A 22839-nucleotide genomic window follows, 5' to 3' on the forward strand; every position below is an offset into this window, starting at 1 on the left:
TCGGTCCCCTTGGCGGTCGTGCTAATGAGCCGCGGCCTGTGCAGCGGTTGCGCGCGCCATCTCGATCATGCCGCGCAGGGATTCGATCAGCTCCGAACGACCATAAGCGCCCTTTTGGAAAATCTCCAAGGCATTGCTGCGCAGCCAATCACGCTCCTGCGACGTCAGTTCCTTGGCGGTCACGACGACCACCGGAATGTCGCGTAACTTCTGGTCCTGCCGGAGCTTGGTGAGCACCTCGAAGCCGTCGATCTCAGGCATCATCAGGTCGAGCACCATGACGCTCGGCCGTGCGGCGGCGGCCTCGGCGAGGCCTTCGGCGCCATTGACGGCCTCGCGCACCGTCCAGCCCTCGCGGCTGAGGGTGCGGCGAAGCATGTCACGGGTCGTCTCGTCGTCGTCGACGACGAGCACGTCCGGCCGGTCCCCGGAGCGGCGCACGCGATCGAGCACCTGGAGCAGTTCGGCCGGATCAATGGGTTTCGTGAGATGTTCGGCGGCGCCGAGCGCGATGCCCATGTCCTGGTCGCCGAGAACGGTGACGAGGATCACCGGAATGGCGCTGAGCTCCGGATCGCTCTTCAGCCAGCGCAAAACCGTCCAGCCGTCGAGGTCGGGCATGATCACGTCGAGGATGATGGCATCCGGCCGTTCCTGGCGCGCAAGACGCAAGCCCTCGCGTCCGCCCGGGGCGGCGACGACCCGGTAGCCTTCCTTGATCAGTGCGGCACCCAGGATGTCCCGGCTCGTGCGCTCGTCGTCGATGACGAGGATCGTCGCTTCCGCCGCGGTGTCGACGTCGGTGACCGCGGGCTTCTCGACCTGCGGGTGAACCGCGGGCAGGCGCATCGTGAAGCACGAGCCCTCGCCATATTCAGTCTGGACGTCGATCTTGCCGCCGAGCATGAGGCAGAAATGCTTGGTGATGGCGAGCCCAAGGCCAGTTCCGCCATAGTTGCGCGAGGTCGACGAGTCGGCCTGGGTGAAGGCCTGGAAGAGCTTGGCTTTCTGTTCCGGCGTCATGCCGATACCGCTGTCGGCGACCTTGAACTCCAGCCAGTCGATGCCGTCCTCGGCCGTCGATCTGCTGATGCTCAAGGTGATCGCGCCGTTCGTCGTGAATTTCGAGGCATTGCTCAGAAGGTTGAGCAGGTTCTGCCGCAGCTTCGTCTGATCGGACTGCATGATGCCGGCGTTCTCGGCGATCTCGATCGTGAGCTGGTTGTTGTTCTTGGCGATGAGCGGGGCGATCGTCGCCTTGACGTGGGAGACGAGTTCGTCAACCTCGAAGGTCTCGATGTAAATCTCGGTCTTGCCGGCCTCGATCTTGGACAGGTCGAGAATGTCATTGATGAGGCTGAGCAGGTGCTTGCCGGCCTTCCTGATCTTGCGCAGATCGGGCACGAAGTCCTTCTGACCGAGGTCCTCCGCCTCTTCCATCAGCATTTCGCTGTAGCCGATGATGGCGTTGAGCGGCGTGCGCAACTCGTGGCTCATGCTCGCCAGAAATTGGCTTTTCGCCTGATTGGCGGCATCGGCCTGTTCCTTGGCGAGCTGCAGCTCGGCCTGACGCTGCTTGAGCTCGGTGATGTCGGTATAGACGGTCACCGTGCCGCGGTCGGCGGTCTTGCGCTCGCTGATGCGCACCCAGCGGCCGCTAGCATAGCGCTGCTCGATGACGCCCTCCGCATCGTGGTGGCGGCTGAGGCGCTCGGCAATCCAGGCCTCCTTCGTGAGGTCGCCGAAATCCGCCAGGTTGCGCTCGGCCGCTGCCCGGACGATGTCGGGGAAATGGGTGCCCGGAACAAGAAGATCGGTCAATGCCGGGTAGATGGTCCGGTAGCGCGAATTGGCGAGGACGAGGCGATCGTCGGCATCGAACAGGGCAAAGCCTTCGGAAATCGTCTCGATCGCCGTCTCGATGGTACGGCGCTGCTCCTGGGCAACCGCCTCCAAACGTGCCCGTTCGGCATTGCTGTCGCGGAAGAGCCTGAGGGTATGCGCCATGACGCCGATCTCGTCGGAGCCAACCGGCGGCAGCGCGACGTCGTAGCGGCCCTCGATCATCGCTCCCATCGCCTTGTTGAGATGGCGAAGCGGCACGACGATCGAATGCAGCACCAGAAGGGTCAGCAGGGTGCCCAGCAGGACCACCGCGGCGAGCACGATGAGGGCGATGCGGGTCGCTGCCGCGGCGCTACTGGTCGCCAGGTCGCGCGCCGACCAGGCGTCGCGCTGCAGCATCTGGGTGAGCTCGGAGAGCCGCTCCTCGACCTGCTGGCTGTGCACGCGCCCTTGGGCGAGCAGCGTATTGCCGATGACGCGGCTGTCGTTGGTATAGGCTTCGACGGCCTGTCGGGCGCTCGCGATATAGGCGTCGGTTTCGCGCGCGATCTCGGTTGCGAGCTCAGGATGGCTCGGCGCGAGCCGATCGAGATAAAGCTGCAGATCCGTGCGAGCCTTCTCGGCATTGCGTTCGGAAATGGTCAGCAGGCTGACTGCCAGATCGGTGAGCCAATAGCGCACATTGCCGAAGGCTGTGCTCGCCCCATTCGCTGCTTCGAGCTGGTCGAACAGCTCGGTCGCCCGCGTGATCCGCCGGGCGTTGTTGTCGAGCTCGCGAATGACGATCAGATTCGTAGCAACCATTCCCGCCAGGAGCAGTACGGCAATGGCGGCGACCCTGAGCGGAATGGAGGTGCGCCGGAAGAGCCGGCCGAGCCGGTCGAGCCAGGATTGGGCGGCCGTCTCACCCTCAACGGGGACAGTGCCCTCGGCCCGCACGTGGCTTCGCGAATTATTGGCGATCGTCATTCGTACAACGTGACGCTGATGGCGGCGCCGAGATCTCCCGCCTTGCCTCCCTCCATGGGATAGCCGGTGATGTCCATTTGGCCCTTCGGTGCGCCATGGCAGGTGAGGCAGGAGGGGACATAGTATTCCGGCACCAGGAACCTGTAAGCCGCGCGGTTGTCGGCGGTCGTCTTTTCTTCGAAGGGCGCCCCCTTCGGCCACTGGGAATCGCTGAATTTCGAGGAGATCACGGCGATCTCCCAGGCATCGGGCCGGGCCTTGCGATTACGGACGAGCGGCTCGGGCGCCGTTACCTTCACGCGGGCTTCATTGCCGACCCGTTCGGCGAATTTCTCATTCACGAGCCGCGCGAAGACCGCCGGGATGAAGCCCTTGAACCCTATGCCGGCCTTGTTGATGGTGCTTTGGTTGCCATCTACAACTTCTTTGATCGCATCCATCTGCGCCCGCAGAAGCCGGCCCTCGCGCGAGGCGGGATCGATGGTGCGCAGATCGTGCCCGGTCTGCTTTTGGTAGAGCGCTGCGACCTCGGCGAGCACGCGTTCGCCGGTCAGGCCCTTGTCGCCGAGATCGGGATTATTGATGAGATCCTGGTGCTGCGAGACGATGGTGCGGGCGGAGCGGAGGAGATCGGCAAGGCGGATTGCAATGACCTTGTCATCCGCTTCGGCGGCAAGCGCCGGCCGAATGGGCGAGAGTATTGCTGCAGGCAGCAGCAGGGCGGTCAAAACTATACTGCAGGCGGCCCAGACTACCTCAAGCTTGGTAGGCTTTCCCCACTGGCACCGACGTATTCCATCGTCCGCCCCGTTCACGATCGATCTATCGCGGCTCATCTGATTCTCGCCCTCTGACTTCCCCCGAGCGCAATTCTTCGCTTGTCCGCATGCCCAGGATTTTCCGAAACTATATCCCCTTTTGGACGCGCCGACGAGCGCCCGCAAACTTGACCCTGTTGATCTGTGTTGGCCATTGCACGGAAGAGGTATGGGTCATCCATTCGGGCTATCCGGCGAGCCGGCCGGCAAGCTGAATGACGTCCATGTCATTCTCGCGAAATACTGACGCTCTGCAGAAAAATGGGCGCGGGTTCGTCGCGTGAGCTTACCGGGAAGGCCGCGCCGATGCTTACGTCGCGGTCTCCTGCGGCACGATCGCCGGCTGACGGCGCGACGCCCAAAGGACGATGCCGATGCCGGCGAGGATGAGCGCCATCCCCGTAAGCCGCGTGGCATTGAAGGTTTCACCCAGGAAGAACCAAGCAAAGGAAGCGCCGAACACCGGCACCAGGAGCGCGAAGGGAGATACCGCGGCCGCGCCGTAGAGCTTGATGAGGTGGCCCCAACCGCCGAAGCCGCCGGTCGTGGCGACGAAGCCGAGGAAGAGCACCGCGGCCAAGCCTGCCAGATGCGGGTGGGCGAGCGAGGTCCACACGGCGGACTGTCCGTCGTAGAGGACGGACAAGGCGGCGAGCGGGAGCGGTGGAATGAGCGAAAGCCAAGTCACGAAGGCGAGCATGTCCACCTGACCGGATCGCCGCACGAGGATATTGCCGAAGGCCCAGCAGGTCGCGCCGGCGGCAATGCAGGCAAGGCCCGCATAGGTGATGTCGTGGGCGGCGTCGGTCACCGTCGCGCCGATGGTGGCGAGGCCGGCGACCGCGACCGCCATGCCCGCCAGATGCCGCGAGGAGATGCGCTCGCCGAGGAAGCCGGCCGCGAGCAGAACAGTGAGAATCGCTTGCGACTGAAAGAGCACGGAGGCAAGCCCCGCCGGCATTCCGATGCGCATGCCGACGAAGAGAAAGCCGAACTGGCCCGTGAACCAGATCATGCCGACGAAGACGAGCCAGCGCCAGGGCAGGGCCGGTTTCGGCAGGACGACGATGGCGATCGCGGCGGCCGCAAAACGAAGCGCGGCGAGCAGCAGCGGCGGAAAGCTTTCGAGCCCCCACCGGATCACGACGAAGCTGAATCCCCACGTGGCGGTGATCAGCACGCCAAGGAGCATGTGACGCGGCTGCATAAGAGGTGTTTTCTTCTTTCTGAGGGGAGGCGCAGCGGCCCCATTCAGGGGCGTTCTCGCCGTGGCTAGCGCCTTCGACTAGACCTCGTCCAGACCGATGGAGCCGAAGATGTCGGGACTCACTGTCGCAATGATGACGCCGGAGCAACGATCCCAGTGGGAGCCGCTCTGGCAGGCTTATCTCTCCTTCTACAAGACGAGCGTCCCGCCGGGGGTGACGGATGTCACCTGGCAGCGCTTGCACGACCCCGACGAGCCGGTGTTCGCTTTGGGGACCTTCGAGGGGCAGCAGCTCGTGGCATTCGCCCACTACATCTTCCATCGCTCCACCTGGACCATCAGCCCCTATTGCTATCTGCAGGATCTGTTCACGGCGGAGGAGGCGCGGGGCAGGGGCGCCGCCCGGTTGCTGATCGAGGAGGTGTATCGGCGCGCCGGCGAGGCGGGCGCTTCACGCGTCTATTGGCTCACGCATGAATCGAACGGACGCGCCCGCTCGCTCTACGATCAGGTGGCGGACAACGCCGGCTTCATCCAGTACCGCAAGGCGCTCGCCTAGCTGGCGCTCGCTCACGCCAGAATGGCCTGCGCGCCGCCCCAGAGCCGCCTGAGGGCGTCGCCGGCCGGCTCGGCCTTGGCGAGTGCTGCGGATTGGCCTGCCCAGGCCTGCATGCGCTGGACGTCCCCTTCCTTTTGGGCGGCCGTGCGCATGGGGGCCGTGAGGCCGCGCTGTATCGGATAGGGCGCCGGGGCGGGTGCCTCCGGGTCCAACAGGGCATGCACGTAGTCGGTCGCAATACTGCGGCCGGGGCGGCCGCTGAAGGCACGGGTCACGGTGGTGTCCTCGGGCATGGTCCGCGCCAGCGCATCGGCCCAGGCCGGGTGGAGCTTGGCCTCTGGGCAGCGCAGGAAGGCCGTGCCGACCTGCACGGCGCTCGCGCCCAGCACCAGCGCTGCCGCGACGCCGCGGGCGTCGCCGATGCCGCCGGCCGCCACCACCGGGACTTTCACCGCGTCGACGACCGCAGGGAGGAGGGCGAAGAGGCCGACCTGCCGACGCTCGGCCTCACCCGCCTCAAAGGCGCCACGATGGCCGCCGGCTTCGGCGCCCTGGGCGACGATGACATCGGCGCCGGCCACCTCGGCGGCGCGCGCTTCGGCGACGGTGGTGACGGTCGCAAACCAGGAGATGCGGCGCTCCTTCAGTTTTGCCACGAACTCCGGTGGGTAGACGCCCATGATGGAGGACACGATGGCCGGGCCTGCCGCCAGCATCGCCTCACACTGCCCGGCGAAGTCCGGCAAAGTGCCGTCCCCTGCGTCATCAGGCACCGGCGGACCGAAGCGGCCGAGAAAGGCGCGGACCCGCGCCTCATGGTCGGGATCGCGGACCGGCGGCGGGTCGGGGATCCAGGTGTTGAGCTGGAAGGCTCCGTTGCTGCCGGCACGCACCTCCTTCGCCCAGGCTGCGATCTCGTCCGGCTTCATCATCAAGACGCCGGCCGCGCCGAGCCCACCGGCATTGGCGACAGCGATCGAGAGCGACGGGGGACAGGCACCGGCCATGGGCGCGAGAAGGATCGGGGCGCGCAAGCCGAAACGGCTGGCGAAGCCTTGGGCACGGTCGAGCAGCGCACTCACGACGAATCTCCTGGATGCCGAGACGCCGCAATCGCGGCGCGGCATCATCGCGCCGGCGGGCCCGCGCGGCAAATGACGCTTTCAGATGGCTGGTATCTGCAGCGGTGATGGCCGGCCGCTGCCTTCAGGCATCGGCCGGCCGCGCTCTCATGCTCTTGGCCGCGATCCAGGCGCCGGTTTCCTTGAGCATCTCGTCCGAGAGCGCAGGATCGTCGCTCATGCGCGCCAGAATGACCGCGCCGACCATGGCCGCCCAGCTGCCGATGGCGGCGCGCCGCTTTTCGGCGGCGGAGCCGCCCGGTGCGCTCGGGCTCAGCAGCTCGATCTGCCGGCGCAGGCCCGCGGTCATCGCCGCACGCGCCTCCGGCGCCTGGCGGATCGTCTCGGCGCCGAGACCCGCGGTCGGGCAGCCGCCGGCGAGATCGTTGCAATGCCGTGCGGAGAGATAGCCGGCGGCAAAGCCGGCGAGATCGATCTCGTCAGGGACGGATGATGTCAACGCGCTGGCGAGCGTCTGGGCGATCAGATCGTCCTTCGACTTGAAGTGCCCATAAAAGCCGCCGTGGGTGAGGCCGGCTGCCTTCATCACATCAGCCACTGTGACCGCTTCGAAACCCCGCTCGCGGAAGAGCCGTCCGGCTGCCTCCAGGATCCTTCGCCTGTTCTCCGCCACCTGCTCGCGACTGACCTTCATGCCAAGCCTCCCATATTCAAACCTCCCATGTTCCAAGCCTCCATACCTCACGCCTCCCATGTCGCTTGACATTATACATGATCGATATCATCAATGCACATACATGATCGTCATCATGAATATGTCCCTCGCATCGAAGGAGCGTTCCATGGCTCAGAAACCTGCCGTCCTTATCACCGGCGCCTCCACTGGTATTGGCGCCGTTTATGCCGATCGCTTCGCCAAGCGCGGCCACGATCTCATGCTGGTCGCGCGCGACCAGGCGCGCATGGAGGCCATCGCCGAGCGCCTGCGGCGTGAGACGGGCGTCGCGATCGATATCCTTAAGGCCGATCTCACCGAGCAGGCGGATCTTGCCGCGGTCGAGGCGCGGCTTCGCGACGAGACGCGCATCGGCGTGCTCGTCAACAATGCGGGGGCGACCTCGGCGGGCGGATTTCTCGATCAGGGCCCCGATGTGGTTGCGAAGCTCATCGCGCTCAACACGACCGCGGTCGCGCGGCTCGCCAGTGCGGTTGCACCGCGCTTCGTGGCGGCGGGCGAGGGGGCGATTGTCAATATCGCCTCGGTCGTCGGGCTCGCTCCCGAATACGGAATGGCCGTCTACGGCGCGACAAAGGCCTTCGTCACCTTCTTGAGCCAAGCGCTCCATCTGGAACTCGGGGCAAAGGGCGTCTACGTGCAGGCGGTCCTGCCGGCAGCGACTCGCACGGAGATCTGGGAGCGGTCAGGCCGGGACGTGAACACGCTGACGGGCGTCATGGAGGTCGGCGAACTTGTCGATGCTGCGCTCGTCGGCTTTGACCGGCGGGAGACGATCACCATTCCGCCGCTTCCGGACGACTCGCAGTGGGCCGCGCTCGAGGCAGCGCGACAGGCCATGCTGCCGAATTTCGCCCAGGAACACGCCGCCGCGCGCTATCGTGCGGCGTAGGCCTTTAAGGCTGCAGTCAAGCGGCGTGTGACGGTAACGCGGCCAGCCGCACGCCGAGGGCCTTCATGACCTTCATCACGGTTGCCAATTCCGGATTGCCCTCGTTGCTGAGCGCTCGGTAGAGGCTTTCCCGGGAGAGGCCCGTCTCGCGTGAGATCTGCGTCATGCCGCGGGCCTTGGCCACGTCCCCGAGGGCCGCGGCCAAGAGGGCAGGATCGCCTTCCTCGAGAACGGCTTCGAAGAATTCGGCGATCGCTTCGCTGCTGTCGAGATGTTCGGTCACATCCCATCGGGTCGTCTTGACGCCCATGTTCAGTCCTCCAAATCCGCAGCAATCGCTTTCGCGGCTCGAATATCCCTGTCCTGCGTGCCCTTGTCGCCACCACAGAGCAGGATGACGATCGTCTTTCCGCGAGCCGTATAGTAGACGCGGTAGCCTGGGCCGTAGTCGATGCGAAGCTCGCTGATCCCTTCTCCGACAGGCTTCACGTCTCCGGGGTTGCCCATCGAGAGCCGATAAATGCGAGCCACGATGCGCATCCGCGCACGCGTATCCCGCAGGGACGCGAACCAGTCACGGTAGACGGACGTTTCGCGGATCTCGATCACGTCGAGTTTGTAGCCTGTAGGCTACAAACAGTCAATACGCGTGCGGCGAGACGTGCCGCAGGCGTATTTTGCGGCGATCGTACCTGTCTTAGAACGCGAGCTGCACCTTCATCGCACGGCTGCGATCGGACGCCAGGGTGAAGGCCTCGGTCGCCTGCTCGAAGGGCAGGGTAGCGGTGACCAACGGCTTCAAGTCGATGAGCCCCTTGCCCATCACGTCGACGGCGAGGGCGAATTCGCGATCGAAGCGGAAGGTGCCCCGGAGTTCGATTTCCTTGGCGACGATGACGCTGATCGGCAGGGTCATCTCGCCGCCGATACCGACCTGGACGATGATGCCGCCCGGCCTAACGGCATCGAACGCGCCGACGAGCGCCGCCTGATTGCCGGAGCACTCGAACATGACGTCGAAATGGCCCTTGTCGGCCGTGTAGGCGGCGAGCCCGTCCCGTTCCTCGGCGACATTGATAGCGCGCGTCGCGCCGAGCTTCTTGGCAAGGCCGAGCGGGAAGGGCGCGATATCGGTGACGACCACCTCGCCGGCGCCGGCATAGCGGGCAACCGCGAGCGTGATCACGCCGATCGGCCCACTGCCCGTCACCAGCACGCGCTTGCCCATGAGGGAGCCCGCGCGCGCGGCGGCATGCAGGCAGACGGCGAGCGGCTCGGCCATCGCCGCCTCGGCCATGGTGAGCGTCGGGGCGATCGGCACCGCCTGGCCGGCATCGACCGTGACGCTCTGGCGGAACCCGCCTTGCGCATGGGGAAAGCGCATCGCGCTGCCCATGAACTGCATGTTGAGGCAATAGCGCTGCTGGCCGTCGAGGCAAAAGCTGCAGTGATTGCAGGGCCGGGAGGGATTGACGGCGACGCGCATGCCGGGAACGAGGTGGGAGACGCCCGCGCCGACCTCCTCGACGACACCGGCGATCTCATGGCCGAGCGCCATCGGCTGCTTGATGCGCACCATGCCGAAGCCGCCGTCATGGTAGTAATGCAGGTCCGAGCCGCAGATGCCGCCGCTCTCGATCTTGACGCGCACTTCCTGCGCGGCCGGCGCAACGGGGCTGATCGCCTCGATCCTGAGATCATGGGGGGCATGGATGATGACGCCGCGCATGGGCGAGTTCTCCTGACGTACTGTTGGGGGCGCGCCGGTCTTACCTCTCCCCGGCGGGGAGAGGTCGGCCGCAAAGCGGCCGGGTGAGGGAATTGTCCTTCACGCTCAAACCCCCTCACCCTGTCCCTCTCCCCACCGGGGAGAGGGGACGAAACCGATGTATCGAGGACTGACGGCCGGAGTCGTGTGGCGCCGTCGAGGCGTCACAGCACCGAGGCCATGCCACCGTCGACATAGATGATCTGGCCGTTGACATAGCTCGAGGCGGACGAGGCGAGGAAGACGACGGTGCCGATGAGCTCTTCGGGCTTGCCCCAGCGGCGGGCGGGCGTGCGGGCTTTCACCCAGGCGTCGAAGGTCGGATTGTCGATCAAGGCTTGGTTCATGTCGGTGATCATATAGCCTGGGCCGATGGCATTGGCCTGGATGCCGTGCTCGCCCCATTCGGCGGCCATGGCGCGGGTCAGCATCTTGATGCCGCCCTTGGCGACCGTATAGGGCGCGACCGTCGCACGGGCGAGCTCGCTCGTCAGCGAGCCGATATTGACGACCTTGCCGCGCCCACGCGGGATCATGCGCTTGGCGGCTTCGCGGCCGAGGACGAAGGCGCTGGTCAGATTGGTCTCGATGACCCGGCGCCACTCTTCCGTGGCGAGATCGACCATCGGCTTGCGCAGCTGGATGCCGGCATTGTTGACGAGGATATCGACGGCAATGTCCTGGGCGTCGAGTTTCGCGAAGGCCGCCGCAATTGCCGCCTCATCGGTGACGTTGAAAGGCGCCTCGTAAACCGTGAAGCCGCGAGCCCGCATCTCGTCCGCAGCAACGGCAAGGCGAGTCGCATCGGTGCCGTTGAGCACGACGGCTGCCCCTGCCGCGGCGAGCCCCTCAGCCATGGCACGGCCGAGGCCGCGCGAGGAGCCGGTGACGAGCGCGGTCTGGCCCGTGAGGTCAAACAATTCCTTGGACATGACTCCCCCTCAGAGCGCGGAACGGCGCGTGGTCAGGTCGGTGCGGTCGAAGACGGCCGGCAGGAGATCGATCCCGAGCCCCGGCCCCTCCATGGGGTAGACATAACCGTCCTTGATCGTCGGCACCACTGTGACGAGCTCCTTGTACCAGCCCGTATAGAAGGCGCGCACCGATTCCTGGATGAGCGTGTTGGGCTGGCTGAAGGAAGCGTGCACCGCCGCCGCGAAACCGACCGGGCCGATGCAGTCGTGCGGCGCGAAGGGCCGATGCCAGGTTTCGGCGAGCGCGGCGATCTTGCGGCCTTCCGTCAGGCCGCCCGACCAGCAGAGGTCGACCATCACGACATGCGTCGCATCGCGCTCCAACAGGTCCTTGTAAGGGTAGCGTGAGCCGAGCGTCTCGCTGGCGCAAACCCAGACATCCGTCGAGCGCGCATATTCGGCGAGCGCCTGCGGCGAATTCATGCGGATGGGGTCTTCGTACCACATCGGCTGGTAGGGCTCGAGCGCCTTGGCGATCTTCTTGGCGGTCGGCAGGTTCCACAGGGAGTGGAACTCGACCATGATGTCTATCTTGTCGCCGACCGCCTTGCGGATCTTCTCGAAGGGCTCGATCGCCTTCTTGAGCTGCGCGGCGGTGATGAAGAGCCCCTGGTTCTCGATGGCCGGCGGGTCGAAGGGCCAGATCTTCATGGCGGTGATGCCGCTGTCGAGCAGGCTTTCGGCGAGCACGTCGGCCCGGTTCATGAAGGCGTCGAGATCCTCGTATGGCCCTTCGGCCGCGCCGAAGTTCCAGTTCGAGACCGGCTTGATATTGGTGGAGCGGACATAACCGTAGCCGGCGCAGGTATTATAGATGCGCAGCTTGTCGCGGCAGAGCCCGCCGAGCATTTGATGCACGGGCTGGTCGCAGACCTTGCCGAACAGATCCCACAACGCGATGTCGATCGCCGAGGCGGCGCGATATTCGACGCCGGTCGAGGACTGCGCCATGGGCAGGTTCACGAGATCGCGGTGGATCGCCTCGATATGGAGGGGATTGCGGCCGAGAAGCCGGGCCGCCAGCGTGTCGTGGATATGCGCCTCCACGGCGCCGGCGCCATAGAAGGTCTCGCCGAGCCCGATAAGGCCGGAATCGGTGTGCACGCGGACCCAGAGAACATTCGCGAATTCTTCCGTCCTGAGAGTCTCGATCGAGGTGATTTTCAAGGGTCAGCTCCCTCCTGGGATGCCATGCGGGCGCTCGGCCGGCACAGCGGGGATGCCCGGCCGCGGCGATGCGCATGACGCGATACGATGGCGATAGGCGACAGGCACACGCCCAAGGGGAGGGCGGTCTTGCCTGTTTTTCGACATATGGCCCTGCCGTCATCTGCACGCCCCTGGGTGGGACGCAGGCAGCGGCCAACCCCTTTTGTCTGTTGGCGTTGCAACTCCCGAAACGTCGTCCGGTCTTCTCGCCCGGCTGTCTGCAATCATATTTCCGTTTGTAAAATATCACAACATGTTTTAAAATGCAGTTGCAACGGGGACGAGTTATCTCCCCGATTGGCCGCGCGTCGGCCGTTCTACGCGGGTGAAGACCCGCGACGACGACAAGTCCGCAGAGGCGGACGCGTGGCGAGGGAGAGGAAAACGCTTGATGGCACGCCCGCGCAATCAGCCTCGATTGGCAGAGGTTCGGCCCGACGCCGAGCCGCGCGCGCGCCGGCGCAACCCGGTCAATCTCTTCGATCTGGCCTATGAGCGGATCGAGGACCTCATCGTCAATTGCGTGCTCAAGCCCGGCCGGTTTCTCGCCATCCAGGACCTGCAGGAGATGACCGGCTTCAGCCGCACGCCGGTGCATCAGGCGGTCAGCCGCCTTGCCGCCGACACCCTCGTGATCGTGCGGCCGCGGCACGGCGTGCAGATCGCGCCGATCGACCTCGCGCGTGAGCGGGTGCTGCTGCGCCTGCGCCGCGATCTCGAGCGCTTCGTCATCCAGCTTGCCGCAGAGCGTTCCGGCCCGTCGCATCGCAACCAGATGCTGCATCTGGAGCGGCTGATGCGCGAGCGGCGCGGCGCCATGGATCTGGCCGAATTCAACGTCTTCGACCGGCGCCTCGACCAGCTCATCCTGACAGCGGCGGGCGAGCCTTTCCTCGAACATACGCTGCGCCCGCTGCACACCATCTTCCGCCGCATCGGCTGGATCTTCCACACGGAGATCGAAGCCGATCCGAACCTCGCTGCGACCATCGACAGCCATCTCGCCGTGCTCGACGCAGTCGCCAATCGTCACGTGGAGCGGGCGGTCACCGCCTCCGACGCGCTCATGGATTTCGTCGACAGCATGTTCGACGTCCTGGAGCGCGAGATCGATCCCTCGCTCCTCGACTGCAGCCTCGCCTCGCTCATCCCCTCCCGTTCAGCTGATTGATGCCCGGACCCAGCATGCGCATTGTCTTTCACGGCGAAAACGCCGCTTCCTTCTCCCACGGCTTCGCCGCGCTCGTCGGGGAGGGCGCGGAGATCGCCGTCCTGCCGGATGTGCTCGCGAGCGATGCCGACCGCGCCGCCTATGCCGCCGCGGACGTGATCGTCGGCACGCGCTATGAGGCGTCCTTCCCGCGGCCGGACCGGCTCAGGCTCTTTCACGTGCCCGGCGCAGGCTATGACGCGGTCGATCTCGCCGCGCTGCCGGCCTCGGCCATCGTGTGCAACTGCTTCGGCCACGAACAGGCGATCGCCGAATATGTCATGGCGGCGATCCTGGCGCGGCATGTGCCGCTTGCCGATGCGGATCAACGCCTGCGCCGCGCCGACTGGACCTATTGGGCCGGCGCGCCCGACCGGGTGCATGACGAGCTCGCCGAAAAGACCATCGGGCTCCTCGGCTTCGGCCATATCGGCAAGGCGATCGCGGCCCGCGCCAAAGCCTTCGAAATGAAGGTTCATGTCGCCAACCGCTCGCCGGTTGCCTCGTCGGCTCTCGTCGACCGCGCTTTCGGCTTGAACGATCTCGCCGCCTTCTGGGGATCGGCGGATTTCATTGTCGTGTCGGTGCCGCTGACGCCCGAGACGACCGGCATCGTCAATGCCGCCGCCTTCTCCGCCATGAAGCCGGCGGCGGTGATCATCAATGTCGGGCGCGGTCCCACGATCGACGAGACGGCGCTCTACGAGGCGCTGCGCGACAAGCGCATCGCCGGCGCGATAATCGACACCTGGTATCGCTATCCCTCGCCCGGCAATTCCTCGGTGCTGCCGTCGGCGCTGCCATTTCACGAACTGCCGAACGTCGTCATGACGCCGCATATGTCCGGCTGGACCAACGGCACCATCCGCAGACGGCAGAAGACCATCGCCGAGAATATCCTCAACCGCACAGCAGGCCAGCCCTGCAGCAATGTCGTGCGGGCAGCCCAGGAAGGGTGAGCCCGGCCTTCGGCGGCCGCATGTCCGCGCCCGCTCCAACCAGAGACCAACAAGCGGATATCCGCGATCAGGGAGAGATAGGAATGACGTCGTTCAAGACCTTGAGACTGGCCGTTGCGACGCTTGCGCTCGGCGTCGGCCTGGCAGCGAGTGCGGGCCAGGCTTCGGCCCAAACCGTGCAGGACATCGTCAACCGCGGGAAAGCCCGCATCGGCGTCCTGATCGGCGCCCCGCCGTATGGCTCGGTCGACGCGCAGGGCAATGCCGTAGGCTATGACGCCGATGTCGCCGCCGTGGTCGGCAAATATCTCAATGTGCCCGTCGAAGTGGTGCAGCTCACGCCACCGGCGCGTATTCCGGCTCTCGAATCCGGCAAGGTCGATTTCCTGGTCGCGACGCTCGCGCCGACCCCGGAACGCGCCAAGTCGGTGCTCTTCACCATCCCCTACAGCATGTTTCAGCCGGGCATCTATGCCCACAAGGACAAGAACATCAAAAGCTGGGCGGACCTGAAGGGCATGAAGGTCGGCGTCAACCGCGGATCGAGCGTCGAACACGAGCTGACAAGCCGCGAGAAGGAGCTCAACCTCACCGTCATGCGCTTCGAGGACGATGCGACCGTCATGATGGCGCTGTTCACCGGCCAGGTCGATGCCATCGCCGGGCCGGATGCTCAGGCGAATGCGGCCATGAAGGCGCGCAACGTCACCGACGTCGAGCAGAAATTCATCTTCGCCCGCCAGCCGAATTCCATGACGGTGCGCAAGGACCAGACGGACCTGCGCGACTGGCTGAATACGGTGATCGCCTACATGAAGCTCTCGGGCGAGCTCGACACGATCTCGCGCAAGTGGGTTGGCATTCCCCTGCCGGAGCTGCCGACCTTCTGAGCAATCGCGTTCATGGTTCACGCGTGAGCGCAGTCCCCTCTCCCCGTACGCGGGGAGAGGGTTAGGGTGAGGGGCGCGGAAGCGCAGACGTAAGTTGCCCCTCACCCGGCTGCTTTGCAGCCGACCTCTCCCCGCGTACGGGGAGAGGTGGATCAGCGCCCGCCAATCAACTGCGAGCCCGACTCTCACAGATCCGCGCGGAAAGGTCAGTCGACCCGATGCATTTCCAGTTTCAATTCGCCAGCGTCTTCGCCGAGAGCGACTTCATCCTGCAAGGGATGCTGCTGACGATCTATCTCTCGGCGGGCGCCATCCTGTTCGGGTCGATCATCGCCATCCTTCTCTCGGCGGCGCGTAGCAACGGGCCGCGCGGAGTGGGGATCGCGGTCGACGCCTATGTCGAACTGGTGCGCAACACGCCCTTTCTCGTGCAGCTCTTCATCATCTTCTTCGGTCTGCCGAGCCTCGGCATGCGCCTTAACGCCAATCAGGCGGCGCTGCTCGCCATGACCCTCAATCTCGCCGCCTATTCCACGGAGATCATCCGTGCCGGCGTTGAATCCATCCACCGCTCGCAGATCGAGGCGGGACTGTCGCTCGCCATGACCAAGCGGCAGATCTTCCAGCATGTCGTCATCGTGCCGGCCATCGCCAAGGTATGGCCGGCGCTGTCGAGCCAGTTCGTGCTGATGCTGCTCGCCTCGAGCATCTGTTCCTTCATCTCGGTTCAGGAGCTCTCCGGCGCCACCGCCATCATCGAGCAGCGGACCTTCCGCAGCTTCGAAACCTATATCGTCGCCACGCTCCTCTATCTCGTCATGGCGCTCGTGCTGAAGACGGCGCTGCTCGGCCTCGGCCGGCTCCTCTTCCCGCGGGTCTCCGGTCTCTCCCGGGTTCAGGTCAAAGGAGAGGCGGCATGATCACCTCCTTCGGCTGGCCCGAGTTCATGTTCCTGGTGCGCGCGACCGGATGGACGCTCGTTCTGACCGCGATCGCCTTCGCGTTGGGCTCGCTCGTCGGCGGCGTCTTCGCCATTCTCCGGCTGGCGCGGGCACGGGCGCTGCGCCAGGCAGCCGCCGTCTATATCATCGTGATTCAGTCCATCCCCGTGCTGATGGTGCTGTTCCTGTCCTATTACGGCCTGTCGCTGATGGGCTTCGACGTGCCGCCGCTACTCGCCGCCTCACTGTCGCTTGCCATCTATGTCAGCGCCTATCTCGCCGAGATCTGGCGCGGGTCGATCGAAGCCGTGCCCTTCCAGCAGTGGGAGGCATCCTCCTCGCTCGCCATGACCCGCGCGCAGCAATATCGCTACGTGATCCTGCCGCAGGCGCTGCGCATCTCCGTGCCGCCGACGGTCGGCTTCCTCGTGCAGCTCGTGAAGAATACCTCGATCGTTTCCGTCGTCGGTTTCGTCGAATTGTCCCGCGCCGGCCAGCTCATCAACAACGCCACCTTCCAGCCCTTCGAAGTCTTCGGCTCCGTGGCGATTATCTATTTCCTGATCTGCTTCCCGCTGTCGCGTCTCAGCAAACATCTCGAGAAGGTGCTTCATGCCGGCCGTACTGATTGACGACGTTCACAAGCGCTTCGGCCCGCTCGAAGTCCTGAAGGGCGTCTCCCTGACCGTCGAAGGCGGGCAGGTGGTCGCCATCATCGGGCGCAGCGGTTCGGGCAAGTCGACGCTCCTCAGATGCATCAACGGGCTCGAGTCCATCCAGTCCGGGCGGATCGAGGTGGTCGGCCATGTGGTCACGACCGACGACGCGAAACTCAGGGCGTTGCGCAAGGACGTCGGCATCGTCTTCCAAAGCTACAACCTCTTTCCGCATCTAACGGTCGGCCAGAACATCATGCTCGCGCCGCGCATCACCAAGGGCGTCGCGAAAGACGAGGCGCGCAAGCTCGCGGACAAGGTGCTGGCGCAAGTCGGCCTGTCGGAGAAATTCGACGCCTATCCCGACAACCTGTCGGGTGGCCAGCAGCAGCGTGTGGCGATCGCCCGCTCGCTCGCCATGCAGCCCAAGGTCATGCTCTTCGACGAGGTGACCTCGGCGCTCGATCCCGAACTCACCGGCGAGGTGCTGCTCGTCATGGAGGAGCTCGCCAAGGCCGGCATGACCATGCTGCTCGTGACCCACGAAATGAATTTCGCCCGCCGGGTCGCCGACACCACCGTCTTCATGCACCAGGGCAAGGTGTGGGAAATGGGTCGTTCCGAGGAGCTGTTCGCGGCCCCCAAAACGCCCGAACTCGCTGCCTTCGTCGGCGGCAATCTGAAATAGCGGTGAGCGAGGACCAACTCTCCCGTGGTGGTTCTCGCGGGTCGCGCGGCGGCTCATCTCGCATGGAACGACGGTGCGCAATTGCGCCGGCGCTGGCGGAAACTGCCATGGCGCTGTGCGCAAGTCTTTTTGTTCTCTGACGAAACGGGAACTGTGTGGTAGACTGAACCGTTCATAATGAGAAGATCAACACCGGGAGGGCGGCATGTCGATCATCTCCGTCACAGAAAAAGCCTCTGGCCATCGTGTTCTGGTCAATACCGAGCATGTCCTGATGGTGCGACCGATCGCCCATGGCGGCTGCAATGTCTATCTGGCAAGCGCCAGCATTCATGCCCCTGATATTTTGACGCTTGCCGAGGACATCGACGACTTGGCCCGTCGGATGCTTGGCGACCGCGACCTGCATGGGAATGCCGGATCGGGAATCGCGGACACCGGGATCGATCCGAAATCCATTCCGCACTGACTGCGGATACTTCCCGGAGGCTGAGGACTGCTGCCCCTGACGCTGGCTGTCGTCTCGCACCCGTAAGAGCGGGGCGGGTCGGCGCCGGAAGGGGGGAGCTTCCGGCGCCCCGTAGGCAAAGCCTACGGCTCCGGCCCGTTGCCCGCCGGGGGAACGGAGGGCCACGTGCGACAGAGATCGTCGTCGCGGTACCTCTTGGCGAATACCAGCTTTTTCGAAGCCTGCGCGGAAAAAATTATCCTGGAACGCCATTACCTTGTGAAGAACTTGATTGTATACATTTTCCACAACGATAGTGTACAATCGTCACTCAGATGAACGACGAGTTCGCAAGGACCGGTCTTATACGTCGCCGGCTGCGGCGGTGTCCGTGGTACCTGAAGAGAGGTGGTATGGCGGAAAAATGCCCGATCGACTATCCAGACAAAATCCGCCGACCGGCTCGAGGACGGTTCAGCCGGCGCGCTTGTCCTAAACGCTACCGGGCGGCTGGATCTCCTGCATCGCTGGCCAATTTCTGCTGAAATTCCAGCCGGCTAATTGTCTGATCATTGCCCCGTGCAGGCGCGGTTGGGGTAATGGGGTGATCCTCTTGATTTGCCGCCGAAGGATCCAATCTCGTTGCCGGCATGACCTGGCTGTTCGATTGGCCTTCATTTGTTTGAGATCGGATACGCCGACCAGAGCTTGGCAGTACAAGGTCACAGGAGCCGCCCGGACCGCTGCGCCTCAAGTATCCGGGTTTGAATATTTGTCGCTTCTACGTATTAAGTGGTAACTATGCGCTGGGGGGAGGTGAGGCAGTCCAGATCGCACCGGTTACATGAAATTTATAAGTCCCTCGACGGCGTCCAGGTGGTATCATGAATAATGCCTTGGAGGACGCCGGCGGGCTGCACGGCCAACGATCAGGCCGAGGCAGGAGGTAACATGCACAGCTGTCGTAGAACATCCTGCCTCCCCCAGACCGCCGCAGCATCATGACAGTGCCGGCGACGACCGCGGTCATTCTCGCCGGAGGCCGTGCCCATCGGCTCGGCGGCACAGACAAGGCGCTGGTCGAGGTCGCCGGTCGGCCGATGTTAGCCCATGTCGTCGAGAGGCTGTCGCAGCAATCGCCCGGCCTTGTCATCAATGCCAATGGCGATCCCGCGCGCCTTGCGGCCTTCGGCTTGCCTGTCGTTGCTGACGACCTGCCGGGCTTCCTCGGACCGCTTGCGGGCCTGCTTGCCGGGCTCAACTGGACCAGGCACGCCCGTCCCGACGCCGCCTGGATGGTGAGCGCGGCCGTCGACATGCCTTTCCTTCCGCCCGATTTCGTCGGGAGGCTCCACGAGGCGCGAGCGCGAGCCGGCGCCGATCTTGCCGTCGCGGCGTCAGGCGGTCGCCGTCATCATGTCGCGGCGCTGTGGCCTGTCGGGCTCGCCGACAGCCTCCAGAGGGCTCTGACGGCCGATGGCTTGCGTGCCGTTGCCGCTTTCACGGACCGCTATGCCGTCGCCGTCGCGGAATGGCCGACGGAGCCCTTCGATCCCTTTTTCAATGTCAATACACCGCTCGACCAGGCGATGGCTGACGATCTCGCAGCTTCGATCGGCATCACGACGCCTTAAGGAGAGCCCGAGGCGCCGCGCCGGATGGTGAAGACGAGGAGGTCACCCTGTCGTTCCTCGGCCTCCAAGGCATCACCGCTCTCGTGCAAGAGATGGGGAATGTCGATCGCCGTCATGGGGTCGGTGCAGGTGACCACGAGCACCGCGCCGGGCGCGAGGCCCCGCAAAGCCTTGCGGGTGTGCAGGACGGGGAGCGGACACTTGAGGCCGCGAAGGTCGAGGCGGGATGTCATGTGTTCGGTGGCGATCGCGACCCGGAACCGGCGACCCTCAAGCAAAGCTGGAGCTCGGGACGCTAACCTCTTCCGGCTTCAAAGATTCGGCGGTGGCGGAGACGGAGGGATTCGAACCCTCGATAGGGCTTTACAACCCTATAACGGTTTAGCAAACCGCCGCCTTCAGCCTCTCGGCCACGTCTCCGGCGGCTTGTTTCCTTGCAGATTCAGGAGGCGAGGTCAATGCGCTTCACGGCGCGTCCCAGGTCTCACAGCTCCAGCAAGGCATAGGGCTGGCCGGTGGGCTTTTCGATCTGCCGTGCCACATTGTAGACCGGCGCCCCGCCGGGCGTGCGGCCTTCATAGGCTCCACGATGGGCATGACCATGCACGACGGCGCTGACGGCGAAGCGGTCGATCGTCTCGGCAAGGCGGGAAGAGCCGAGGAATGGAAAAATTTCGCGCGGTTCGCCCGCCAGCGTATCCGGGATCGGCGCGTAGTGCAGGACCACGAGCGCGCGCCCGGCGCGAACCTGCCGCATCGCATTTTCGAGCCGCATGGCTTCGCTGATGCTTTCCGCCACCATGGCCTTGATCGCCGGCTCACCGAAAGATCCCAGCATCGCCTTGCCGAATCCGCCGGCGAAACCCTTGACGCCGACGAAGCCGACGCCCTCGATCTCGGTCGCCTGGCCGTCGAGCAGGCGCACACCGGCCTGCCGCAGGATGCCGGTGATCTCGTTCACGGCATCGCATTCATAGTCGTGGTTGCCGAGGACCGCGACCACCGGGATCGAGCAGGCGCGCAGGTCTTCTGCCAGAAGCTCCGCCTCCCGCGGCTTGCCGAGGTCCGTGAGGTCTCCCGTGATGACGAGCACGTCGGCAGCTCGCGAGATATCGCCGAAGAGATCCTTGTAGGAGACCGTGCCGTCGTCTTTCATGTGGAGGTCGCCGATCGCCGCGACCTTGAGCGTGCCGTTCTCAGCCATGCCGGACGCGGTCTCCCGTTCAGCTATTGCGCCACTCGCCTTCGCCGCCGACATCGGCGAAGCCCCATTCCTTGACGTCGATCTCGTAATCGATGCGGGAGAACATCCGGCCGCGGCAGACTTTCATGCGGGGCGGCGGCAGTTCGCGCTGGCGGGCGAGGCGCTCCAAAAGCTCGTCGAGCAGCCAAGCCGGGACGTTGTCGCGTTCGGTCGGGTAGATCCAGCGGAAATTGAGGAGATGCATGAGCAGCACCTCCCAGTGCACTTCCATATAGCCGAGCAGCCGGTGCCAATCGATCTGGTCGTGCGCCTTGAGAATAATATGCGCGACGTCTGCACCGTCGTAGCGATGGCGCAACTGGATGAAGCATTTCGACCAGACGAGTTCGGTCGGGGCGACGATGCGCACGGGGATGCCGAAAACCTCGCTTTGACGGGCGTGGTCGAACCAGACATCGCCAACCGGCATGGTGCCGTTGGAGGAGGCGAAGATCACGTCGAAACAGCAGGTGCCCTTGTAGACCTTGCCGAGCCAGCGGTCGTCCTCGATTTCAACGACATAGCCGAGCGCGCTGAAATGAGCGAGGATGCGCTGGTAGTCCCCGGCCTTGCAGAAGATGTCGAGGTCCTTGGTCTCGCGTGAAATCCCCGTATAGGCGCTGAGCGCATAGGTGCCGGCGAGGAGGAAGGGAAGGCCCGAGGCGATGAGCTCGCGCACGGCTTCCGTATAGAAGGCCTCCGCCTGCGGGTCCTTGAGGGTCGGTTCGGCCTTCGCCCCGAAGGAAAGGACGGGCGCGGCGTTCGGCTCATCGGCTACGGCTTCGTGAATCATGAACCAGGGCCTCTAAAAGGCGCGCCAAGACCGCTTAGCTGTAACGAACGATGCCCAGCGAGGTTCCGCCGCCCGGTCACGCTCACGCCCGGATGGTGCAATGAGCCGGCGCGGGAACACCAGGCCGCGACCTGCATTTTCCAGAAGACCTGCATTCTCCAGAAAACAAGCGATGCTGAATGGGTAATCCCTTGAGCAACGATCTAGAACGGAAAGGGCGGACCGGCAGGTTCCGGTCTCTGGGCCGGAGTGCACGCGCCGCGGCTGCGGGACTGCGCAGCCTTGCGGCGAGGGTTGCCCGGCGGATGCATTTGACGAGACAAGACGGAGGCGCGACCATGGCACGGCATCAATCCGGGGAGCAGAAGGAGACCGTCTCGCGCGTCATGCACGAGTATAAGCACGGCGAACTTCGCATCCGCGGGAAAGGCCCCAAGGTCAAGAACCCCAAGCAGGCGATCGCGATTGCCCTGCACGAGGCGGGGGCCACGAACCAGGAGAGCCCGCGCAAGAACAAGGACAACCTGCACCGAACGAAGCAGAAGGAGCGCCATGGCGAGACCGCCGAGGCGCGCACCGAGGGCAAGGCGGCGCAGAACCGCACCATGAAAGAGGCGACGGCCCGCCGGAGCGCGAAGAAGGCGAGTGACGGACAAGGCGACGGCAAGAGCCGGGACGATCTCTACGCCGAGGCCAAGCGCCGCAATATTCCAGGCCGGTCGAAGATGTCGAAGGCCGAGCTCGAACGAGCGCTGCATCACTGAAGGCTCCGCGCCCTTAGCGTCTGCTGTGACCACCGCCGACGATCTTCGGCAGTGAAGTTCCCCGTTGCCAGCGATCTATGAGGTGAAGACCATGATTCATCACGTCTCCCTCGGCACCAATGACGTCGCGCGCGCTCGCGCCTTCTACGATCCCCTCCTGAGCCTGCTCGGGCTCAGACTGATCAAGGCGGACGAGAAATCGGCCGATTACGGGACAGGGGATGTGCTGTTCAGCCTGGAGACGCCGGTCGATGGCCGGCCGGCCTCGCCGGGCAACGGCGTGCATGTCGCCTTCCTCGCGAGAGACCGTGCGATGGTCCAGGCCTTTCATGACACGGGGCTTGCACATGGCGGCACCAGCGACGGCGAGCCGGGTGTCCGGCCGGAATATGACGATAATTACTACGCGGCTTTTTTGCGCGACCCAGACGGCAACAAGGTCGAAACGGTGACCTTCGCTGCGAAGTAACGGAAACAGCAACTTTTCCTCCGCCTTCTCCTGGAACCAGCCCGTCGCTGCCCCGCTTATGCGGTGAGGTGACCAGCGACGGAGG

Annotated in this window: 25 protein-coding genes and 1 tRNA gene; 12 read left to right on the plus strand and 14 right to left on the minus strand. The window is 64.7% G+C overall.

The genetic code is table 11. The annotated features are described in order from the left end of the window. Positions 1-21: 21 nt before the first annotated feature. The 3 genes from ACFQU1_RS22745 to ACFQU1_RS22755 all read right to left on the minus strand — a co-directional run bounded on the left by ACFQU1_RS22745 (position 22) and on the right by ACFQU1_RS22755 (position 4839). Positions 22-2814: a response regulator gene (locus ACFQU1_RS22745; protein WP_378137052.1), complete on the minus strand. Its 2793-nt coding sequence runs from the start codon at positions 2812-2814 to the stop codon at positions 22-24. Further along, a complete protein-coding gene (locus ACFQU1_RS22750) occupies positions 2811-3542 on the minus strand; it encodes a DUF3365 domain-containing protein (RefSeq protein ID WP_378137055.1) in 732 nt (243 codons plus the stop codon). Before ACFQU1_RS22750 ends, ACFQU1_RS22745 begins: the two co-directional genes overlap by 4 nt. Positions 3543-3942: 400 nt before the next feature. Continuing rightward, positions 3943-4839 (minus strand): EamA family transporter, encoded by an 897-nt coding sequence (locus tag ACFQU1_RS22755; protein WP_378137057.1) that lies wholly within the window; start codon positions 4837-4839, stop codon positions 3943-3945. A gap of 109 nt (positions 4840-4948) precedes the next feature. Here ACFQU1_RS22755 and ACFQU1_RS22760 point away from each other — a divergent pair, with 109 nt between their 5' ends. Then, on the plus strand, positions 4949-5398 hold the full coding sequence (locus tag ACFQU1_RS22760; protein ID WP_378137059.1) for a GNAT family N-acetyltransferase: 450 nt from the start codon (positions 4949-4951) through the stop codon (positions 5396-5398). Positions 5399-5409: 11 nt separating this feature from the next. Here the strand turns inward: ACFQU1_RS22760 and ACFQU1_RS22765 are convergent, their stop codons facing one another. Then, a complete protein-coding gene (locus ACFQU1_RS22765) occupies positions 5410-6480 on the minus strand; it encodes an NAD(P)H-dependent flavin oxidoreductase (protein WP_378137061.1) in 1071 nt (356 codons plus the stop codon). Positions 6481-6604: 124 nt separating this feature from the next. Further along, positions 6605-7174, minus strand: a complete 570-nt coding sequence (locus ACFQU1_RS22770) for a TetR/AcrR family transcriptional regulator (RefSeq protein ID WP_378137063.1) — start codon at positions 7172-7174, stop codon at positions 6605-6607. 148 nt (positions 7175-7322) lie between these two features. Between ACFQU1_RS22770 and ACFQU1_RS22775 the strand changes: the two genes are divergently transcribed. Further along, entirely contained in the window at positions 7323-8108 is a 786-nt protein-coding gene (locus ACFQU1_RS22775; RefSeq protein WP_378137065.1) for an SDR family NAD(P)-dependent oxidoreductase, read from the plus strand. A gap of 16 nt (positions 8109-8124) precedes the next feature. On the opposite strand, the gene ACFQU1_RS22780 is transcribed toward ACFQU1_RS22775, so the two are convergent. From ACFQU1_RS22780 to ACFQU1_RS22800, 5 genes are all read right to left on the minus strand, one after another. Next, positions 8125-8418, minus strand: a complete 294-nt coding sequence (locus ACFQU1_RS22780; RefSeq protein WP_378137068.1) for an addiction module antidote protein — start codon at positions 8416-8418, stop codon at positions 8125-8127. 2 nt (positions 8419-8420) lie between these two features. Continuing rightward, complete coding sequence (locus tag ACFQU1_RS22785) at positions 8421-8717, minus strand: type II toxin-antitoxin system RelE/ParE family toxin (RefSeq protein ID WP_378137070.1); 297 nt, start codon at positions 8715-8717, stop codon at positions 8421-8423. An 88-nt stretch (positions 8718-8805) separates the two neighbouring features. Further along, positions 8806-9837 carry an L-idonate 5-dehydrogenase gene (locus ACFQU1_RS22790; RefSeq protein WP_378137072.1) on the minus strand — a complete coding sequence of 344 codons (1032 nt, stop codon included), beginning with the start codon at positions 9835-9837 and terminating at the stop codon, positions 8806-8808. A 203-nt stretch (positions 9838-10040) separates the two neighbouring features. After that, the gene (locus ACFQU1_RS22795; RefSeq protein WP_378137074.1) at positions 10041-10808 is read right to left on the minus strand and encodes an SDR family oxidoreductase; all 768 of its coding nucleotides are present in this window, start codon (positions 10806-10808) and stop codon (positions 10041-10043) included. A 9-nt stretch (positions 10809-10817) separates the two neighbouring features. Beyond that, positions 10818-12017 (minus strand): mandelate racemase/muconate lactonizing enzyme family protein, encoded by a 1200-nt coding sequence (locus ACFQU1_RS22800; protein WP_378137076.1) that lies wholly within the window; start codon positions 12015-12017, stop codon positions 10818-10820. A 433-nt stretch (positions 12018-12450) separates the two neighbouring features. On the opposite strand from ACFQU1_RS22800, the gene ACFQU1_RS22805 reads away from it, so the two are divergent. The 8 genes from ACFQU1_RS22805 to mobA all read left to right on the plus strand — a co-directional run bounded on the left by ACFQU1_RS22805 (position 12451) and on the right by mobA (position 19485). After that, positions 12451-13230 (plus strand): GntR family transcriptional regulator, encoded by a 780-nt coding sequence (locus ACFQU1_RS22805; RefSeq protein ID WP_378137078.1) that lies wholly within the window; start codon positions 12451-12453, stop codon positions 13228-13230. Between the two features lie 14 nt (positions 13231-13244). Then, on the plus strand, positions 13245-14228 hold the full coding sequence (locus ACFQU1_RS22810) for a 2-hydroxyacid dehydrogenase (RefSeq protein WP_378137080.1): 984 nt from the start codon (positions 13245-13247) through the stop codon (positions 14226-14228). An 83-nt stretch (positions 14229-14311) separates the two neighbouring features. After that, complete coding sequence (locus tag ACFQU1_RS22815) at positions 14312-15118, plus strand: transporter substrate-binding domain-containing protein (RefSeq protein ID WP_378137082.1); 807 nt, start codon at positions 14312-14314, stop codon at positions 15116-15118. Between the two features lie 218 nt (positions 15119-15336). Then, entirely contained in the window at positions 15337-16038 is a 702-nt protein-coding gene (locus ACFQU1_RS22820) for an amino acid ABC transporter permease (RefSeq protein WP_378137084.1), read from the plus strand. Beyond that, positions 16035-16691, plus strand: a complete 657-nt coding sequence (locus ACFQU1_RS22825; protein ID WP_378137086.1) for an amino acid ABC transporter permease — start codon at positions 16035-16037, stop codon at positions 16689-16691. Before ACFQU1_RS22820 ends, ACFQU1_RS22825 begins: the two co-directional genes overlap by 4 nt. After that, positions 16672-17403: an amino acid ABC transporter ATP-binding protein gene (locus ACFQU1_RS22830; RefSeq protein ID WP_378137088.1), complete on the plus strand. Its 732-nt coding sequence runs from the start codon at positions 16672-16674 to the stop codon at positions 17401-17403. Before ACFQU1_RS22825 ends, ACFQU1_RS22830 begins: the two co-directional genes overlap by 20 nt. Before the next feature lie 205 nt (positions 17404-17608). Beyond that, positions 17609-17872, plus strand: coding sequence for a hypothetical protein (locus ACFQU1_RS22835; protein WP_378137090.1), 264 nt, complete (start codon positions 17609-17611; stop codon positions 17870-17872). 980 nt (positions 17873-18852) lie between these two features. Then, positions 18853-19485: a molybdenum cofactor guanylyltransferase MobA gene (gene mobA / locus ACFQU1_RS22840; protein ID WP_378137093.1), complete on the plus strand. Its 633-nt coding sequence runs from the start codon at positions 18853-18855 to the stop codon at positions 19483-19485. On the opposite strand, the gene ACFQU1_RS22845 is transcribed toward mobA, so the two are convergent. From ACFQU1_RS22845 to ACFQU1_RS22860, 4 genes are all read right to left on the minus strand, one after another. Then, the gene (locus ACFQU1_RS22845) at positions 19482-19718 is read right to left on the minus strand and encodes a sulfurtransferase TusA family protein (protein ID WP_378137095.1); all 237 of its coding nucleotides are present in this window, start codon (positions 19716-19718) and stop codon (positions 19482-19484) included. The two genes, mobA and ACFQU1_RS22845, sit on opposite strands and share 4 nt — an antisense overlap. 93 nt (positions 19719-19811) lie before the next feature. Further along, positions 19812-19905: transfer RNA gene (locus tag ACFQU1_RS22850), tRNA-Ser, on the minus strand. A gap of 64 nt (positions 19906-19969) precedes the next feature. Continuing rightward, positions 19970-20689: a metallophosphoesterase gene (locus ACFQU1_RS22855; protein WP_378137097.1), complete on the minus strand. Its 720-nt coding sequence runs from the start codon at positions 20687-20689 to the stop codon at positions 19970-19972. 19 nt (positions 20690-20708) lie between these two features. Then, positions 20709-21521 carry a nucleotidyltransferase family protein gene (locus tag ACFQU1_RS22860; RefSeq protein ID WP_378137099.1) on the minus strand — a complete coding sequence of 271 codons (813 nt, stop codon included), beginning with the start codon at positions 21519-21521 and terminating at the stop codon, positions 20709-20711. A 338-nt stretch (positions 21522-21859) separates the two neighbouring features. Between ACFQU1_RS22860 and ACFQU1_RS22865 the strand changes: the two genes are divergently transcribed. Continuing rightward, a complete protein-coding gene (locus ACFQU1_RS22865; protein WP_378137101.1) occupies positions 21860-22285 on the plus strand; it encodes a DUF6496 domain-containing protein in 426 nt (141 codons plus the stop codon). Positions 22286-22376: 91 nt separating this feature from the next. Beyond that, entirely contained in the window at positions 22377-22754 is a 378-nt protein-coding gene (locus ACFQU1_RS22870; protein WP_378138327.1) for a VOC family protein, read from the plus strand. The last annotated feature ends 85 nt before the right edge of the window (positions 22755-22839 follow it).

Origin of the sequence: Chelatococcus sp. GCM10030263 (assembly GCF_042666455.1) — a bacterium.
Taxonomy (GTDB): Bacteria; Pseudomonadota; Alphaproteobacteria; order Rhizobiales; family Beijerinckiaceae; genus Chelatococcus.